Raw genomic sequence first — 17,921 nt, 5'->3', positions numbered from 1 at the left:
TGGCCGACAGGATGGCCGAACTGTCAGCGCATGACCGACATACAGCACATGGCGACCGCCACCATAATGGGTTCACTTTTCACCACATTGTGACGGGATGACGACGCGCCAAGTACCCAGGAGACCACGCCACTGAAGGCGTCTCCCACACGCGCCCCCCCCGTTGCGACGAGCACGACACGAGGGAGCCATGTCCTTGAGCGAAGCCTTCGCCGACGATCGCGCAGTCTCCACCGGGCACCTGCCCTACCCCGCCGCCTACGCCAGCCGCGCTGGCGCAGACCTTGTCGACGCCTTTGATGACGTCGACGCCACACCCGACACCGTTAGCACGCCCCCCATCGCCGCGCCGGATTTCGGGCACCTGTATGGCCGCTGCGCCGCGATGCGCGCGCTCTATCGCCAGATCGGCAAGGTCGCAGGCACGCTGGCCACGGTGCTGATCCTGGGCGAGTCGGGCACCGGCAAGGAGCTGATCGCGCGCACCGTGCACGACCTGAGCCCGCGCGCGGACCGCGCCTTCGTCGCCGTCAACTGCGGCGCGATTTCGCCCAACCTGATCGAATCGGAGCTGTTCGGGCACGAAAAGGGCAGCTTCACCGGCGCCAGCGGCCGCCACACCGGCTACTTCGAGCACGCCTGCGGCGGCACGATCTTCCTCGACGAGATCACCGAGATGCCGCTGGAGATGCAGGTCAAGCTGTTGCGCGTGCTGGAGAGCGGCGCTTTCATGCGCGTGGGCGGCACCGAGCCGATCCAGACGCGCGTGCGCATCGTCGCCGCCACCAACCGCAGCCTGCAGGACGCGGTGGCCGACGGCGCCTTGCGCGAAGACCTGATGTACCGCCTGGCCGTGGTGCCGCTGCACGTGCCGCCGCTGCGCGAGCGCGACGGCGACCTCGAAGACCTTGCCCTGCACTTCCTGGCGCAGTTCAACGACGCGCACCAGACCGACAAGACCTTCTCGCACGCGGCGCTGGCGGCACTGCGCCTGCACGCATGGCCGGGCAACGTGCGCGAGCTGCGCAACGCCGTGCAACGCGGCTACATCCTCGGTGAGAAGACGCTCGAGCTGGCCGCGCCGATTGCCGTGGTGCGCGCGCCGACGCGCCTGTCTGTCCGGCAAGGCGTGTTGAGCGTGCCGGTGGGGGTGACGTTGGCCGAAGCGCAGCGCGCGATGATCCTCGCCACGCTCGAGCACTTCCAGGGCGACAAGCGCCAGGCCGCCAAGACCCTCGGCGTGAGCCTGAAGACGCTCTACAACCGGCTCGACCTGTACCAGAGCGCCGACGCCGTCGCGGCGTTGTCTGCCTGAGCCTTCGCGCGCCGCCTGCGGCGCATCGCCCTGCTGCCTGGCGCGCGCCCATGCTGATGCAGCGGCGTGCGCGCACCGCACATCCCCCTGTCATGTGCTGGCAACAAAACGCCTATAAAAACGACATGCGCGTGTAGAAGCGATCTTGCCGATCGCCCGCAAAGCCTGATGGGGAGTGGCTCCGCTTCGGTGGCATAGCCTTTGCATCGATGAGGGCACGCCGGCCGGCATGGCCGGCATCCACCCATCATGGAGGCAAGGCGAATGGTCAAGGCCGCTCTGGAAATGCGTGCGAAGCAGCATCTCGCGCTGACACCACGGTTGCAGCAGTCGGTAAAGCTGCTGCAGTTGTCCGCAACCGAATTTGCGCAGGAAATGCAAGAAGCGCTCGCCAGCAATCCGTTCCTGGAAGAGGTCGAAGAAACGGGTACGCCGCGTGAAGCGGCGCGCGCGGGCGACACCGTGTCGAGCGACGAAACGGATCGCGTGGCCGCGACTGACGACGCAGCGGCCGAGACCACCACCAGCGCCATCGAGACCGACCCGGCCATCGCTGCGTCCGACGAGTTCCCCGCCGACTTCGGCAGCTACACCAGCTACGGCAGCGCCCGCCACGGCGACGGCGAAGACAGCGACATCGGCGAATGGGTGCACGCCATGCCCAGCCTGCGCGACCACCTGCACCAGGAACTGCTGAGCTATCGGCTGACCGAGCGCGATTGCCTGCTGGCGCAGACCGTGATCGAGGCGCTGGACGACGACGGTTACCTGCGCCAGCTGCTGACCGAGTTGATGCCGCTGGCGCCGGTCGAGCCCGCGCCCACCGAGAAGGAAATGCAGATCGCGCTGGCGCTGGTGCAGAGCCTGGACCCGCCCGGCGTGGCCGCGCGCGACCTGGCCGAATGCCTGCGCCTGCAGATCGAGGCCCGCCCGGCCAGCAGTGCGTACGGCAGCGAGGCCGAAGAGCGCATCCAGGAGGTCGCGCAAGACATCGTGCGCAGCCACCTGCCGCACCTGGCCAAGCGCGAGTTCACGCAGATCCGCCGCGCGGTCGGCTGCGACGAAAACGAACTGCGCGAGGCCTGCGCACTGATCCGCACGCTGGACCCGCGCCCCGGGCTGCGCTTTTCGCAGGCGCAGGCGGGCTATGTGGTGCCGGACGTGATCGTCGCCAAGATCCGGGGCAAGTGGGTGGCCATCACCAACCCGGCGGTGGCGCCGTGCGCGCGCATCAACAAGGTCTACGCCGAACTGTTTGCGCAGTCGCGCGGCCACCACCGCACGCCGCTGGCGCACCAGTTGCAGGAGGCGCGCTGGCTGATCCGCAACGCGCAGCAGCGCTTCGCCACCATCGGCCGCGTGGCCGAGGCCATCGTCGCGCACCAGAAGCACTTCCTGGAATACGGCGAGGTGGCGATGCGCCCGCTGGTGCTGCGCGACGTGGCCGACGAACTCGGCCTGCACGAGTCGACCATCTCGCGCGCCACCGGCAACAAGTACATGGCCACGCCGCGCGGCATCTTCGAGTTCAAGTACTTCTTCTCGCGCCAGCTCGCCACCGATACGGGCGGCGCGTGCTCGGCGGCATCGGTGCGGGCGCTGCTCAAGGAGATGATCGAGGCCGAGGATGCGCAGGCACCGCTGTCCGATGTGTCGCTCGCCAAGATGCTGGCCGAGCAGGGCGTGATCGTGGCGCGCCGCACGGTGGCCAAGTATCGCGGCCTGATGCGCATCGCCCCGGCCGAACTCCGGCGCCAGGTCTGACCCAGGAACCCTACGTGCGCACGCTACCGCTCGACCGCGAACTCGCCTACACGCCCACCGCGTTGGCTGCCCCGCTGCACCTGGCCGACGTGACCATGTTCTGGGCGGCGGAGAGCGGCGGCGTCAAACGGTATCTGCGCGCCAAGCACGATTTCCTGCAGACGACGGCCCACTGGCGGCACACGCTGGTGGTGCCCGGCACGGCCGACGATGCGAGCAACACGGTCGCGGTGGTGCCGGGCGTGCCGGTGCCGTTCTCGGCAGGCTACCGTGCGCCACTGCGCTGTGGGCCGGCCGAGCGAGCGCTGCGCGCGCTGTCGCCCGACCTGATCGAGGCGGGCGATCCGTACCGGCTCGCCTGGTCCGCCCTGCATGCGGGCGCGCGCCTGCAGGTGCCGGTGGTGGCGTTCTATCACTCCGATCTGCCGGCCTTCTTCCGGCGCCTGGCCGGGCCGGCGGCAGAACAGGCAGCGGCCGCCTACGTGCGCCACCTGTATCCGCGCTTCGACACGGTGTTCGCGCCCAGCCGCTACATCGCCGACAAGCTGGCCGACCTCGGTGTCGCGCGCGTCGAACTGCAGCCGCTGGGGGTCGATACGCGGCTGTTCCATCCGGCCCGCCGCTCGCTGCGCTGGCGCGCCCAACTCGGCCTGCCGCGCGATGCGCGCGTGCTGCTCTACGTTGGCCGCTATGCGCCCGAGAAGAACCTCGACGTGCTGTGCGATGCCGTCGATCGACTGAACGACGGCACCACGCTGGTCACCATTGGCGCCGGCCCCACACCGCCAAGCGGGCGCCACGTGCGCGCGCTGCCGTATGAAGGCGACGCACACCAGCTGGCCGCCGCCATGGCCAGCGCGGATGCCTTCGTCCATGCCGGCGATCAGGAAACCTTCGGCCTGGTCGCGCTGGAAGCGATGGCCAGCGGCGTGCCCGTGGTTGCATGTGCCGTGGGTGGCCTGGGCGAATTGGTCAACGACGCGGTCGGCCACGCTGTGCCGCACTGTCGTGCCGGCGACTTTGCCGATGCGCTGCAAGCGCTCGCGCAGCGCGACCCGGTGGTGCTGGCCCACGCGGCGCGCCGCCACGCCCTGCGCTATGACTGGCACGCGGTATTGCCGCAACTGGTGGCGCGCTATCAGGCGCTGGCGGGACGCCGGCCGGCCGATCTCGCCGCCAACAGCGTCCTGCCGATGCGCGCGCGCCTGCATGAAGCACTGAGTGCGGCACTCGGACGATGAGCCCCATGTCGCGCTATCTCGTGGTCGCCATGCACGACGTCACGCCTGCCACCTGGCCGGCGTGCAGCGTGCTGCTGTCTGCGCTGGATGAGGTGTGCCCGGTGCCGAAATCGCTGCTGGTGATTCCCAATTTCCACCGCGGCCCGACCGCGCGCAGCAGCGAGCGCTTCTGCCGCGTCATGACCGAGCATGTGGAACAAGGCGACGAGCTGGTCCTGCACGGCTACACCCACCTCGACGACCAGCCGCCGGGCGACTTTGTCGACCAGCTGATCCGCACGCGCTATACCGCGGGCGAGGGCGAGTTCTCCGCCATCCCGCTGCATGCTGCCCGTTCTCGCTTGGAGGCTGGCGCTGCCTGGTTTGCCGCCAACGGCTGGCCGCTACACGGCTTTGTCGCGCCCGCGTGGCTGATGAATGCGGCCACGTGGCAGGTGCTCGATCAGCTGCCGCTGCGCTACACCACCACGCTGCGGCGCTTTCACTTGCTGCACCCGAACCGCCCGCTGGCCGCGCCCTGCCTAACCTACAGCGTGCGCACCACGCCGCGCCGCCTGCTCTCGCGCCACTACCTGCGCTGGCTGGCGCAACAGCACGCGCAGTCGCCGCTGCTGCGGCTCGGCTTACATCCATCCGATGCGGCATATCCGGATGTCATCCGGCATTGGCAAGACCTGCTGGCCGCATGCCTGGAGACGCGCACGCCGGTCACCAAGAACGGCTTTGCACAGGTGTGTGCGCAGGCATTGATGGGCGGCACGGAGGTCGCGCTGGACGGACGGGCGCAGGCCTCGTACTGAGTCCATTGGTCGGACCGCCGCGCAGGCAGCGGCCCGTCAGGCCCCAGCTCTCAGTTGGCCGGTGCAATGATTGTGGCGACCCCGCCCATCGCAATCTTGACCAATCCAACGTTTGGCGCGAACCACAACGTTCCCTGGCCAACCGAGTCGATCGAGAACGGTATCCCGTTGAAGTTCGAGCGCCGCACCGACACATTCAGCTTGCATGCCTGGCTGTAGGAAACGTTGCCTACCGTCACGCTTTCGCGGCCGGCATACGTCAAGGTCAGCTCCTTGATATAGCGCGAACTGAACGACGCACCCATCGGGGCCGTACCCCCCGCACGCTTGTCCAGCATCAGCAGCGTCATCGGGGTATTGAGCTTGAAACTGTCGACGGTTGGCACCACCGGCTGCAGAGCGGGTACCACCAACGGGAATATCGTAGCCTTGCCGCTCGAGATGGCCGAACGCAGTTGCTCCAGCGTCATTGGGGCGTAGGTATAGGCGTAGCGCTGCTGCGGATCGGTATCACCTGCGGAGGGATACGTGATTGCGCCGGCCGGCAGGTAGGGCGCGTTCGGCAGCATGTAGAGCGTGTGATGCTGATCGCTGCCGAGCACCTGATCAATGCGGTTACGCACATCAAGCGCGGTATAGGACTGGCCTTCGAACACTTGTTGCCCCTGGCCGGTGATCGTCGCAATTTCAACCTCGACCGGCACCGTGGTCGTCGCGGTGACATTGGCCGTCTTGCCCGTGGCAGGCACGGCAAAGCAATCCGAGCCCAACGACCCGCTATCGGCCGGCGAGACGATCCCGCCACCGTTGGTCGAACTGGAATCGCCGCCGCCGCAGGCCGTCACCAAACCCACCGCCACACACGCCAACGCAATCGCGCGCAACTTGCCCCGCATACTTCCCCCTAGGATTATTCTGATTGAGAAAAGGCGCGAGAATACGGCAGCGACTCCACAATGCGCTCACAGTCTCGTCCTGATTTTTTCTTAAATCAGACCTAGGCAAAATCGACTCTGCGCAGCCTCGTGCGTCAGCGCTTGGAGGGGCCGCTTGGGGCGTGGCGATTGCGCTCGATGTCGTCGGCGGTGCGGTTGGCGAGTTCGCGATCGCGGTCGACCTGGCCGGCCGCATAGCGCTCGCGCACCACGCATTCGATCCCCGGCGTGTCGTGCAGGTCGGTATCGATCATGCCGGCCTCGATATCGCGCGCGGCTTGCTCAATGTTGGCGCGTGGGCCGGACTGCTGCTCCTGGAGGTGCTGATCGCGCTCGTGCGGCAGGCACGGGCCGTGGATCGACGCGGTGCCTTCACGCTCGGGCCGGCCGAGCGTGGCGCTCACGCGTTCATGGGTGGTCGATGCGGCAGCCCGCTGGGCACCGGCGATCGAGGACGTAGAAGGCGCTGGCCCCTGCGCGGCCGCGTCTTCGCGCGTGACCGGACTGCGGACGGCGCCGCGTGCTGGCTGGTTCATGGCCCCTCCCCAGTAGATGGACTGGTGACACTGTGCTCACTGCAACCGCCGTGCCATGCGGGTTCCGGCCCCGCGTCGATCCCGCAATGCGCGCCGCGCCTGCCGCGCCGCGCACCCTCACGCGCGATTCCACGACCTGGCAAAGTCCCGTCGCGTAAGGGTTACATGGCCCATGTAACGATTGCCGGGGTCGCACCTCCAAGCCCAACCGGCCCCGCCAATCGCACAAAAGACGTCACGCAGAAATGGGTACGCCAGGCCGCCAGCCGCGTACCGTGTGCGGCACTCAGCCGGCACTCGCACGGCGGTTGCCCGGTGCCGGGCGCCGCTAACTGCGGGCCAGCGCGCGCAGGGCCCGTACTAGGTCGCGCGGCGACACCGGCTTGGGCAGGTGCGCCTGAAACCCGTTCGCCAGCGCGCGCGCGCGGTCGTGCGGCTGGGCGAACGCCGTCAGCGCAATCGCGGGGACGCGCGCTGTGCCGGCCGGCAGACGGTGCCGCTCCCACCCGCGGATCCGCTGCAGGATGGCGTACCCATCCTCATCCGGCAGCGCGATGTCGCACACCACCACGTGCGGCCGCTCGTGCTCGCCCCAGGCATCGAGCAACGCGATCGCCTCTGCGCCCGAACCCGCGCAGCCGACCTCGGCATGCACCTGGCCGAGCAGCGTCGCCAAGGCTTCGCGCGCATCGAGCTGGTCGTCGATCAGCAGGATGCGCATGCCTTCCAGCGACGGCAGCGGCCCGGGCCGCGCGGCTTCCTCGCTAAGCGCCCTGCTCACCTCGGCGCCGTCGTGCAGCGGCAGGACCACGGTGAAGACCGCGCCGCGCTGCTCGCCGTCGCTATAGGCATGGACCAGGCCGCCATGCAGCTCGGTCAGGCGCTTGACCAGCGCCAGCCCGAGACCGAGGCCGCCGGTGCGCCGCGTGTGCGTGCCATCGGCCTGCCGGAACGGGTCGAACAGGTGGGGCACGAAGGCCGGCGCAATGCCGCGTCCGTTGTCCCGCACGACAATGCGGGCCACATCGCCCGACACCTCGGCAGTCAACCAGACGTCGCCGCCTTCCTGCGTGAACTTGATGGCGTTGGCGAGCAGGTTCCAGACGATCTGCTGGATGCGGTCGGCGTCGCCGTTGATCTCCTGCGTGCCGAGCAACACGGTCTCATGCAGCGTGATGTGCCGCTCGGTCGCCTGCGCACGCACGCTGCCCAGCGCGCGCTCCAGCGCCATGCGCAGCGCGAAGGGCTGGCGCGTGAGCCGCAGCTTGCCGCTCATCACGCGCGTGGCGTCGAGCAGGTCTTCGATCAGTCGCACCTGTTGCGCGACACCGGTGCGGATGCCCGCCAGGGCGCGCTGCACCGGTTGCGGCCCGTCGGCCAGTTGGTTCTCCAGCACATAGGCCCAGCTCCGGATGCCGTTCAGCGGCGAGCGCAGCTCGTGCGACACCACCGCCAGGAACTGGTCGCGCGCATGCGCCGCGGCCTCGGCCTGCGCACGCGCGGCCTGCTCGCGCAGCAGCAACGCATCGCGCTCGCGTTCGGCCTCGGTGCGCTCGGTCACGTCGTAGATGATCAGCAGCGCCGATTCGATCTCGCCCTGCCGGTCGGCTTCCGGAATCACGCGCGCGCTGTAGTGCGCATGGTCGCGCGTGTCGCTGGGGTCCGCGTCGCCGGGCTCCAGGTGCAGCGCCAATGCCTGCTCCGTGCCGGCGGCGAGCGCGCGCCGGGCCGCCGCCTCCAGCGGTGCGGTCACGCGCGGCGGCAGGGACGACGCCGACAACGGCTCGCCGATCAGCGCAGCGGGTGGCAAACCAAACGCCGGCTCCACCGCGCGGTTGATGTAGACGCAGCGCAAGGCGCGATCGAGCCGGGCAATGATGTCTGGCGCGTTCTCGACCAACGTGACGAATTCGCGCTGGTGGCGAAAGCGCTCGCTGGCCACCTCGATGTCTTGCTCCGACATGGCCTGGCAGGCGACGGGTTCGTTCATGGCATCTCCACGGGACCGAGCGCGGCGTCACATGCAGCGGCATCGCAAGGCAACCCAACCAGATTTAGCAGGTTTTGTTCCCGGCACATGCGATGAACTGGCGCCGCAGCTCGGCTCGCTATACTTGCGCGATGTCATCCCAGCACATCGCCGCGGGGGCGCCCGCGCCCGGCTCGCCGCCCTCCGACACCAGCACACAGGCCGATCTCCAGGCATACGCCCAGGATCGTGAACACGTACAGGCCTGGCTTGACGCGCGTGCCGGCGGCGCGCGCGCGGTGGGGGCATCGACCCTGTCGCAATACCGCGTGGAAGCCGAGCGCTTGTGCTGGTATGCGCGCGCCACGTCCACGCCGATCGCACGCTGGCAGCGCCATGACGCCGTTGCCTATCTGCGCTTCCTGCAAGCCCCGCCCGCCTGGGCGATCAGCGCGCGCGGGCTGGATCGCGATGCGCCCGCGTGGACACCGCTGCGCGGGCCACTGTCGGCACGCTCGGTTCGCCAATGCAGCGTGATCGCGGCCAACCTCTGCGGTTGGCTGCAACGTACCGGCTATCTGCGTGCGAACCCGTTTCTCGATGACGACGCCATCGTCATCACCGTACCCGTTTCTGCGGACGAGGGGCTGCCGCCCTCACCACCACCTCCGCCGGCGCCCGATCTGTCAACGGGACTGTGCGGGCAGGACATGGCGTTGCTGATCGACGCCGTACGCGCACGCGTGGCGCTCGGGCGCGAAGCCCGCCTGCGCCAGGCGCGCGATGGCTTTCTGGCCGAGCTGCTGGTGCTCGCAGGTCTGCGCGTAGCCGAGCTGGTCGGCGCGCGCATGGCCGATGTGGCGCTGCACGCCGTGCCCGCCGCACAGCGGGCGGCCGATCCGGCGCTGCCGGCATCGGTCTGGCTGCTGTGCGTGGGCGCCGGCCGCGCACAGCGCTGGCTGCCATGCGACGCGCTGATGGCCCCCCTGCGCGCCTACCGCACCGCCTTCGGCCTGTCGCCGCTGCCATTGCCCGGCGAGACGACACCACTCTTGCTGTCGGTACGCAAGCGCTCACCACGGCGCGCCGACGGCACCATCATCGACTCGCCCGCGCTGCGGCGCGACTTTGGCGAGCGCCGCGGCATCGGCTCACGCTCGCAGCTCTTGCAGATCATCAAGGCCATGCTGGCCGAAACCGCCGCCCACGCGCGAGCGCTCGGCCACCCCGAGGCCGCCGCGCGACTCGCCTGTGCATCGCTGCGCGGCCTGCGCGGCGCCCACCTGCGCGAGCGCCTGGCAGCGGGGGAGTCGGCCGGCGACGTGGCGCAAGCCCTTGGCTTGGCCGCCCTGCCGCACACTGCCGTCCGCGCCCGCGAGGCCGATCTGGCTGCCAGCATCGCCGATGCGGCGCGCAGGCAGGCCACGCCGCCTGCCTGACATTTCTCCACACATCACGCAGAAATAGGTACGCAGGCGCCGCAGAGCATGCCGCCGCGTACCGAGGCCCGCAGCGCATCCGTTCAAGCGATTGCATGGCAGTGATGGCTTACCTCCACCGCAGAAACGGGTACGCCTCAGTGTTCGCCTCCACGGGGCAGGCACGCAGAAACGGGTACGCTTTGCCGGTGACGGGTGCGCAGAAACGGGTACGTTCCGCCGGCGACAACCCCGCAGAAACGGGTACGCCTCGCTGATGGCAAGCTCGCAGAAACGGGTACACCCTCCTTGCGCCGCCCCAATAAAAACGCGGACCAGCAGGTCCGCGTTGGGTGAGGCGATGGGCGACGGCCGAGGCTGGCGTCAGTGCCCGCCCGACAGATAGAAGAAGCGGAACAGGAAGATCGCCGAGATGATCCAGACGATCGCCCGCACCTCGCGCCAGCGTCCGCCGAACAGCTTGAGGCCCGAATACGTGATGAAGCCGAACGCCACGCCGTTGGCGATCGAATAGGTGAACGGCATCATCAGCGCGGTCAGCACGGCCGGGATGGATTCGGTGGTGTCGTCCCAGTTCAGGTCGACCAGCTCGCGCAACATCAGGCATGACACGTACAGCAGCGCGGGCGCCGTCGCGTAGGCCGGCACCACGCCGGCCAGCGGCGCGATGAACAGGCAGGCCAGGAACAGCACCGCCACCGTCAGCGCGGTCAGGCCGGTGCGGCCACCTGCCTGTACGCCGGCAGCGCTTTCGATATAGGCCGTGGTCGACGACGTGCCCAACAGCGAGCCCGCCACGATGGCGGTGCTATCGGCCAGCAGCGCCTTGTTCAGGCGGTCCATCTTGCCGGCCTTGAGCAGGCCCGCGCGGTTGGCCACGCCCATCAGCGTGCCGGTGGCATCGAACAGCTCAACCAGGAAGAACACCAGCACCACGTTGAGGATGCCGACCGACAGCGCGGCCTCGATGTCCAGGTGCAGCAGCGTCGGGGCAATCGACGGCGGCAGCGACACCACGCCGTGGAAGGTGTTGCCGGCAAAGAAGAAGCTCGCCACCGTCACCGCCAGGATGCCGATCAGGATCGCGCCCTTCACGCGCAGGTGGTCCAACGTCACGATCACGAAAAAGCCCAGCACCGACAGGATGACCGACGGCTGGTGCATGTCGCCCAGCGCCACCAGCGTGGCCGGGTTGCCGACCACCAGCCCCGCCCCGCGCAGCGACACGATGCCGAGGAACAGCCCGATGCCCGCCGTGATCGCAATGCGGATCGAATGCGGGATCCCGTTGACGATCATCTCGCGGATGCGGAACAGGCTCACCAGCATGAACAGGCAGCCCGAGATGAACACCGCGCCCAGTGCCGCCTGCCAGGTGAAGCCCATCCCCTTGACCACTGCATAGGCGAAGTACGCGTTCAGCCCCATGCCCGGCGCCATGGCGATCGGATAGTTGGCGTACATGCCCATGATGATCGTGCCGATCGCCGCCGCGATGCAGGTGGCGACGAACACCGCGTCGTGCGGCATGCCCGCATCGGCCAGGATGTTCGGGTTGACGAAGATGATGTACGCCATGGTGAGGAACGTCGTCAGGCCGGCCAGCACCTCGGTGCGGACGTTGGTCTGGTGTTCCTCGAGCTTGAAGATGCGCGCGAGCCAGGTCATGCGGGTGGTCTCCTCCCGTGATACACGGCGCGGGCAGGCGCGGGGTTGCACGCCGACCGCATGCGGTGCATGCGAATGGAATGATCGAAAACAAAGCGTCCGGCGGCGAGTCTGCCCCCGTTCGGGCTGCGCATGATGCCCGAAACATGCACGCTCTGCACGCCCAAATGCCACGCGACGCCTGGGTCGAAGGCATGGTACGGCAGGCCGGAAAGCGTACCCGTTTCTGCGAGCCTGAATTGGGGCGCAGATTTGCGGCAAATCCGCGTACCCGTTTCTGCATGCAGGTGCGCAGAAATGGGTACGCCCACGCCAAAAGGGATATCGGCGAAGCTTCGGCAGGCGCGTCGTGGAACCCCGTGTTCGCGAGCCCCGTACCTGTTTCTGCGAAGCCGCCGGCAAAACGGCACGCTGGCGTACCCATTTCTGCGGGGCGTGACGCAGAAACGGGTACGCATCGCTCGCGCCACATTCGCAGAACCAGGTACGCCTCCACGTTGCACTCTGCCGAGTTGGCCGCAGAAACGGGTACGCATTCACCGTCAGTCGGCACGCCAAGCCTTTGGCGGATAAGGGTTTTTACCCGCAGAAATAGGTACGCACGAGCGCCGTCATCGGCCACCGGCAGACCAAGCTCACGCATTCGTCCACAGCTTTCATCGCTGAAAGTAGAGATATGTCACTTCCGCTGGCCTGCGAGGCTCGACCTTTAGGGTCTGCGGCTTCGCAGAATCGGGTACGCTCGATTTTGCCGGCGTACTGACAAAGCGGGTGCTCGCTTTCGTTCGAGATAGTGGAGCTTTGCCATGGTCTTCCCTGCCTGGACATGGCGTCTCGCAGATTTGGGTACGCACCGCGACCCATGTCACCACCGCGCTCGGCGCAGAAATGGGTACGGCTGCATCCGTTGGCAATCCGGCGCATAGCCAGATCGCCCAACGCTCACGCAGAAACGGGTACAAGTGCATCCCCACGCGGGGAGTGACCGCTCTTGGAGGCGCCAATCTGTGGATAACCCTGTGGACAAGCCCATGTTGTCCCCGCAGATTCCGGTACGCCCCTTGCGCAGAAGCGGGTACGGTTTCGCGCAGAATCGAGTACGCGGCCCCGCAGAATCTGGTTCGGGTGTCCGCAGAATCGGGTTCGGAATTGACCCACGGACCCAGGCAGGGCAAGGCTTTGCGGGCGCCGTATACGGTTTACCTGTAGTAAACGTAGAAGTATCTATGACTTGTAGTAGGGAAAGACCGTCCGTGGACAACCCTTCAGGTTGCCCACCGCCGCTCTTCCCGCGACAACGAGGAAAAATCGGAAAACGTACCCAATTCTGCGTGACAAGGCGAAGGCGTTTTAGTACAAAGGCTCTGAACAAATCTTGCGCACCATGGTCACCAAACGCCTTACACCCAACGGGAAGCCGGACAACGATGCATCCGGCCGCATCATCATCCCTTCGGGAGGCCAGGTCATTGCCGCTCCAGAGAAGTTCCAGCGCCTGTTCGACGAGGCCCAGGCGATGGAGCGGGAAGATGCTTGGCAAAGCGGCGAGGTCGGTTTCCTCAGCCGCGCCAGCGTGCAAGTCACGCTGCCTTATCGCGCGCCCAAAGGTTCACCGCCCGTCTGGACCCGCTCGAGCGGCAACATCTCGCTGATGATCCAACCCGGCTACTTCACGCAGCAGCGTTCTGAACGCGCGAGCAACGGCCGGCAACGCATCGTTTCCGAAACGGTCTCCTTCGGCTATCCGTATGGTTCGTATCCGCGGTTGATGCTGGCCTGGATCGGCAAGGAAATCATGGCCAAGAAGAAGCGCGGCGAGTTCCAGGGGACGGTCGAGGACCGGCGCATCTCGCTGGGGAATTCGCTGTCGGAGTTCATGTACAACCTGGGCATCCCGATGGCGACCGGCGGCAAGCGTGGCACGATGACGCTTGTTCGCCAGCAGATGATCCGCCTGTTTTCTGCGACCATTGCGATCGTCCAGAACAAATCCGCGCCCAACCAAAACCAGAACCAAGAACCGTTGTCGATCGACCGCATCGGCTACTTGCTTGCGGATCAACTGTCGACTTGGTGGGATCCGATGCAGCCTGGGCAGGGCTCGATGTTTGAGAGCTTCGTGGTGCTGTCAGAACCGTTCTTCAACGAGCTCGTAAACCGGCCCGTGCCGGTGGACATGCGTGCGTTGAAGGCGCTCAAGCAATCGCCGTTCGCGCTCGATGTCTATTCGTGGCTGACCTATCGTTTCTTTACGATTCAGAAACGAACGGAGATTCCGTGGGAGGCGTTGCAAATGCAATTCGGCACGGAAACGGAAAGCGAACGGAAATTCCGCGCGCTGTTCCGCAAGGCATTGAAAGACGTGTTGGTCGTGTACCCGGACGCCAAGGTTGACGCGGATTCGTCCAAGGCGCTGATCCTGCAGCCATCGCGTACAAGCGTGCGGAAGCTCGCCTAGTTGCGATGCGAGTGCACACGAAAAAGGGGAGCCGAAGCTCCCCTTTTTTTGCGTTTCAGGCCTGTCGGCCCGAGACACTTATTCCGGCTTGATCGCCGAGGCTTGCAGACCCTTCGGGCCCTGCTTCACCTCGAAGGAGACCTTCTGGCCGTCCTTCAGGGTCTTGAAACCCGAACCCTGAATTTCGGAGAAGTGCGCGAACAGATCTGCGCCGCCGCCGTCCGGAGTGATAAAGCCGAAGCCTTTGGTTTCGTTAAACCATTTGACAGTACCCGTGGCCATGCAAAAATTCCTTTAAAAATCTAAAAACCAACTTAACGTCACACAGCCGATCCGGACATCGCGACGGAGAACTCCGGCTGATTCCGAATCCCGCGTTGACAAAGTCTTGAGACGACTGTCTAAGCATCATAACCAGTTTGTGAGCCAGTGTCGATGGCCCTCATTTTGGGGAAATGTCGCTTTTCCGCACTCTCGAGTAAACACCTAGGCGCATTTAGTGCGTAGTGCGGGCGGCATAACTTTCCTTCAACTTCTTGGCGAAGCCCGATGTCAGAACGTCACGTTGGCCGTGCTCCCATCGTTTCACGGCATACATATTTTTTGAAAGTTACCGAACTTGTGTTTTCTTCGTAACTTCCCTATCATGGCCGCCAGAGACTTTCAGCGCTGAAAGTGGAGGAACCAGTGAGCGCCAAGATCGTGACGGTATTCAATCAGAAGGGCGGGTGCGGCAAGACAACCGTCAGCATGCACATCGCCGGGACCTTGGGAGTACGGGGTCGCAAAACCTTGCTGGTCGACATGGACGAGCAAGGTACGGCCACCCGCTGGGCTGCACAGGCCCCTGATGACAAGCCCTTCCCCGCATCTGTGATCGGCCTCGCGCCCTCCGGGGGCGCAATGCACCGGGAGGTCCGCAAGTTTGTGGCGGACTACGACTACATCGTTGTGGATTGTCCGCCGGCGGTCCATTCACCGGCATCGTCGAGCGCGCTGCTGATTTCCGACATCGCGATCATTCCGGTCGTCCCGTCTCCGCCCGATCTGTGGGCTGCGGTGGCCGCCAAGGCGCTGGCTCAACAAGCCCAGGTGACCAACGAAACGCTACGCGTACGCGTTCTCGCCAACATGGTTCAGCGGCGCGTGTCGCTTGCAAAGCAGGCGATCGAGATCTTGGGTGATGATGGAGATATTCCGTTGATGGATTCCATGATCGGTTCGCGCTCGGCGTTTCGCGAGTGCCAGGCGATCGGGGCCACCGTGCATGGGGTGCCCGGTGCACGCGAAGCCATTGGTGAGATCGACATCATGGTTGACGAGGTATTGCAGCTGTTGCATGAGGAGCGGGTATGAGCGCCAAGCTGAAATCGCTCAAGGATGGAATGCTGGCGGGAATCGCGGCGGAGAAGACTAAGGCCGCGCCAGTTGACCGGTTTGCGCTCGCTGAGCAGGCCATCACGTCGCATCCTCGTGGTTTGCTTGGACAACCCGTACGCCCGGCTTTCAGCGCTGAAAGTGCGGCGCCGCCGAGCACGGAACGGCGTGTCATCCGGGTTTCTCTTGATCGGTTGCAAGAGAATCCGCTCAATGCCCGTCGGATCTATGACCCACAGATCGTCCAGGAGCGGGCGGCATCCATTGCCACGCACGGCCAACAGACCCCCGGCCTGGCGGCACCCGACCCCACGAGGCCGGGCTGGTACGTCCTGATCGATGGTCACTACCGCAAGCGTGCGCTGGCGGCGGCTGGCAAGACCGAGATGGAGTGCTTCATCGAGGCAGGCCTGTCGGACATTGACTTCTATCGCTTATCGTTCGTGCTGAACGAACAGCGGTCGGGGCAATCGGTGCTGGATAACGCGATCGCCTGGCGCCAACTTCTTGATGAAGGGAAAGTAAAAAAAGAAGAAGATATTTGTGAGATTACCGGCGTATCAGCGGGCACGGTCAACAAGACGCTGGCTTTGCTGAAACTACCGGAGAGCGTGCTCGACGTCATGAAAGAGCGTCCCGCGGGGATTGGGATCGCGACGGGCTATGAGCTGACGCTGTACTTCAAGAGCGCTGGCGAGGAAAAAACGCGTGAGCTTGTCCACCGCGTCTTGGAGGAGGGCCTTTCTAGTCGCGATGTCGAGCAGATCCGTAAAGTTGTGCAGGAAGGGCGGACCCGCAAAGTCAAGGAAGTGAGCCGCCAATACAAAATTCGCAACGATCGAGGCGACCTGCTTGGGACCATCAAGGAATGGGATTCCGGCCGCGTGATGCTCGACGTCAAGCTGGATGACCGCGCGGCGCGTGAGTCCTTGGTGGAAGCACTGAAAAGCCGCTTCGGACTGGATGTTGCGCTGCTGTAGCGTCAGATATGCAATGTTGCAAAAAGCGCCTTTTAAGGCGCTTTTTTGTTGCCCGCGTCTTTTCGGAAAGGTTGTTCGGGTGCCTGCCGTACCCATTTCTGCGTGGTGCTGGAGTCCTCTTCAGCGGCGCGCTGCATCAGGTCCCGCGGCCAGGTGATGTGGGGTCCATGCGCAAAAAGCGCGCACTCCCGCTCTCAAAGTGATGCTCAAACTATATCGACTCTCTATTTGAATAATGAATTATACAAGTGGCTATTGGATGTTTATAACCCTTGTGGTACACTATTCGAACATCAATTTGGGGATGCGATGGCGCGACCTTCCCAGCTGTTCTCCGCTGAGCAGACGCAGCGGATCGCCGAGGTGATCCAGCGGCTCGATGTGGCTTTTCCTCATGACAACGGCATCTTTCTTGACGAGGTCATCGACGGCATCCGTCGTATCACGCGGCAAGTCCATGGCGCGCGCCGCTACGCGCAGTGGTTGGTGGAAGCGGGTGCGCGACGGCGGCCGAGCAACACCACGCTACAGAAGGCTGTGGACCGAGCCCGTGGGCGCGAAGAAGGGACCGGGGGCAATGCGCCGGATGCCGTGGAGCTCTGGCCGATCCCGTGGGCTCCCGCAGAAACGGGTACGGTCACTGACCGCGGCGCCCGTGCGGCGCGCGACCTGGTCGCATCCCATGCCATCGGTGCGCCGGGTGCGGGCGGGGAGTGGATGGAAGCCCGTATCCGGGCCGAGGTGGCTGAACGCGCGTTGGAGCACGAGGCTGCGCGCAACCGGCAACTGCAGGCGGCGATGGCGGACTTGGAGCGTCGGCTTGGCGAGGCGCTGGCCACGGCGGCGCCAGTCTCGCCAGCTTTGACGGACGAAGCGCTACAGCGCCTGCAGCGGACTGTCGAGACGGTCTCCCGGCTGGAAGGCGCCGCAGATGCGTTGGCCGGCACCGAGCGTTTTCTGCGCTTGCAAAACGACGCTGTGCGTCAGCAGACGCAGAATGAGGCGGAACAACTGCGCCAGCGTATTCGCGTGCTGGAAGCCGAGGTGGCGCAGCTTCGCGCCCAGATCGAGGCCTATCGTCGGGCGCCCGAGCGCGCCGCACCTGTCTCGCGCGGCTGGGTCAAACCGTCTTCCTGATGCGCCGTTAGCGTGCACTTACTGGTACGTTGCCTCCCTTAAAGACGTCGAGTGCCTCGCAGAATTGGGTACGCTTTTCGACTTTCGGCGCTGAAAGTCGGGGGTAGCGACGTTGCAAGCGGTTGTAGAAACAACCCCATCTGGGCGATACGAGCTGCGGACGATCACGCTGCCGGGCCCGTCCCCGCAAAGGGCAACCGCCTGGGCACATGACTTGCTCATGACGCTGAGTCGCATTGATGGAGTCGTCATGAACGAGAAGATCACCAAGGCCGTGTTTCCCGTGGCGGGGCTCGGTACAC

The 17,921-nt window shown here is 65.6% G+C and carries 13 protein-coding genes and 1 pseudogene; 9 read left to right on the top strand and 5 right to left on the bottom strand.

Annotated features, from left to right (window positions below; all coding sequences use genetic code 11):
- Positions 1–190 precede the first annotated feature (190 nt).
- The 4 genes from QZ609_RS04535 to QZ609_RS04520 all read left to right on the top strand — a co-directional run bounded on the left by QZ609_RS04535 (position 191) and on the right by QZ609_RS04520 (position 5,120).
- A complete protein-coding gene (locus QZ609_RS04535; RefSeq protein ID WP_295491660.1) occupies positions 191–1,315 on the top strand; it encodes a sigma-54 dependent transcriptional regulator in 1,125 nt (374 codons plus the stop codon).
- A gap of 264 nt (positions 1,316–1,579) precedes the next feature.
- Positions 1,580–3,079 carry an RNA polymerase factor sigma-54 gene (locus QZ609_RS04530; RefSeq protein WP_295491658.1) on the top strand — a complete coding sequence of 500 codons (1,500 nt, stop codon included), beginning with the start codon at positions 1,580–1,582 and terminating at the stop codon, positions 3,077–3,079.
- A 14-nt stretch (positions 3,080–3,093) separates the two neighbouring features.
- Complete coding sequence (locus tag QZ609_RS04525) at positions 3,094–4,320, top strand: glycosyltransferase (protein WP_295491654.1); 1,227 nt, start codon at positions 3,094–3,096, stop codon at positions 4,318–4,320.
- A 5-nt stretch (positions 4,321–4,325) separates the two neighbouring features.
- On the top strand, positions 4,326–5,120 hold the full coding sequence (locus QZ609_RS04520) for a DUF2334 domain-containing protein (protein WP_295491652.1): 795 nt from the start codon (positions 4,326–4,328) through the stop codon (positions 5,118–5,120).
- A gap of 50 nt (positions 5,121–5,170) precedes the next feature.
- Here the strand turns inward: QZ609_RS04520 and QZ609_RS04515 are convergent, their stop codons facing one another.
- The 3 genes and pseudogenes from QZ609_RS04515 to QZ609_RS04505 form a co-directional block, all read right to left on the bottom strand.
- Positions 5,171–6,016 carry a hypothetical protein gene (locus QZ609_RS04515; protein ID WP_295491649.1) on the bottom strand — a complete coding sequence of 282 codons (846 nt, stop codon included), beginning with the start codon at positions 6,014–6,016 and terminating at the stop codon, positions 5,171–5,173.
- A 134-nt stretch (positions 6,017–6,150) separates the two neighbouring features.
- The gene (locus QZ609_RS04510; RefSeq protein WP_295491646.1) at positions 6,151–6,591 is read right to left on the bottom strand and encodes a hypothetical protein; all 441 of its coding nucleotides are present in this window, start codon (positions 6,589–6,591) and stop codon (positions 6,151–6,153) included.
- 328 nt (positions 6,592–6,919) lie between these two features.
- A pseudogene (locus QZ609_RS04505) lies at positions 6,920–8,560 on the bottom strand (ATP-binding protein); the annotation flags it as partial.
- 152 nt (positions 8,561–8,712) lie between these two features.
- Here QZ609_RS04505 and QZ609_RS04500 point away from each other — a divergent pair.
- On the top strand, positions 8,713–9,999 hold the full coding sequence (locus QZ609_RS04500; RefSeq protein ID WP_295491749.1) for an integrase: 1,287 nt from the start codon (positions 8,713–8,715) through the stop codon (positions 9,997–9,999).
- A 363-nt stretch (positions 10,000–10,362) separates the two neighbouring features.
- On the opposite strand, the gene QZ609_RS04495 is transcribed toward QZ609_RS04500, so the two are convergent.
- Complete coding sequence (locus tag QZ609_RS04495; RefSeq protein ID WP_295491644.1) at positions 10,363–11,667, bottom strand: NCS2 family permease; 1,305 nt, start codon at positions 11,665–11,667, stop codon at positions 10,363–10,365.
- Between the two features lie 1,384 nt (positions 11,668–13,051).
- Here QZ609_RS04495 and QZ609_RS04490 point away from each other — a divergent pair.
- Complete coding sequence (locus tag QZ609_RS04490) at positions 13,052–14,125, top strand: replication protein RepA (protein WP_295491747.1); 1,074 nt, start codon at positions 13,052–13,054, stop codon at positions 14,123–14,125.
- Positions 14,126–14,203: 78 nt separating this feature from the next.
- On the opposite strand, the gene QZ609_RS04485 is transcribed toward QZ609_RS04490, so the two are convergent.
- Positions 14,204–14,407 (bottom strand): cold-shock protein, encoded by a 204-nt coding sequence (locus tag QZ609_RS04485; protein ID WP_295491641.1) that lies wholly within the window; start codon positions 14,405–14,407, stop codon positions 14,204–14,206.
- Positions 14,408–14,812: 405 nt separating this feature from the next.
- Here QZ609_RS04485 and QZ609_RS04480 point away from each other — a divergent pair, with 405 nt between their 5' ends.
- From QZ609_RS04480 to QZ609_RS04470, 3 genes are all read left to right on the top strand, one after another.
- A complete protein-coding gene (locus QZ609_RS04480; protein ID WP_295491638.1) occupies positions 14,813–15,481 on the top strand; it encodes a ParA family protein in 669 nt (222 codons plus the stop codon).
- Positions 15,478–16,482 carry a ParB/RepB/Spo0J family partition protein gene (locus QZ609_RS04475; RefSeq protein WP_295491635.1) on the top strand — a complete coding sequence of 335 codons (1,005 nt, stop codon included), beginning with the start codon at positions 15,478–15,480 and terminating at the stop codon, positions 16,480–16,482. Before QZ609_RS04480 ends, QZ609_RS04475 begins: the two co-directional genes overlap by 4 nt.
- Positions 16,483–16,791: 309 nt before the next feature.
- Complete coding sequence (locus QZ609_RS04470) at positions 16,792–17,619, top strand: DNA-binding protein (RefSeq protein ID WP_295491633.1); 828 nt, start codon at positions 16,792–16,794, stop codon at positions 17,617–17,619.
- Positions 17,620–17,921 lie beyond the last annotated feature (302 nt).

The organism is uncultured Ralstonia sp. (assembly GCA_913056305.1).
Taxonomy (GTDB): domain Bacteria; phylum Pseudomonadota; class Gammaproteobacteria; order Burkholderiales; family Burkholderiaceae; genus Ralstonia.
Note: the sequence above shows the minus strand (reverse complement) of the source record. Positions and strands in the feature narration are given on the sequence as shown.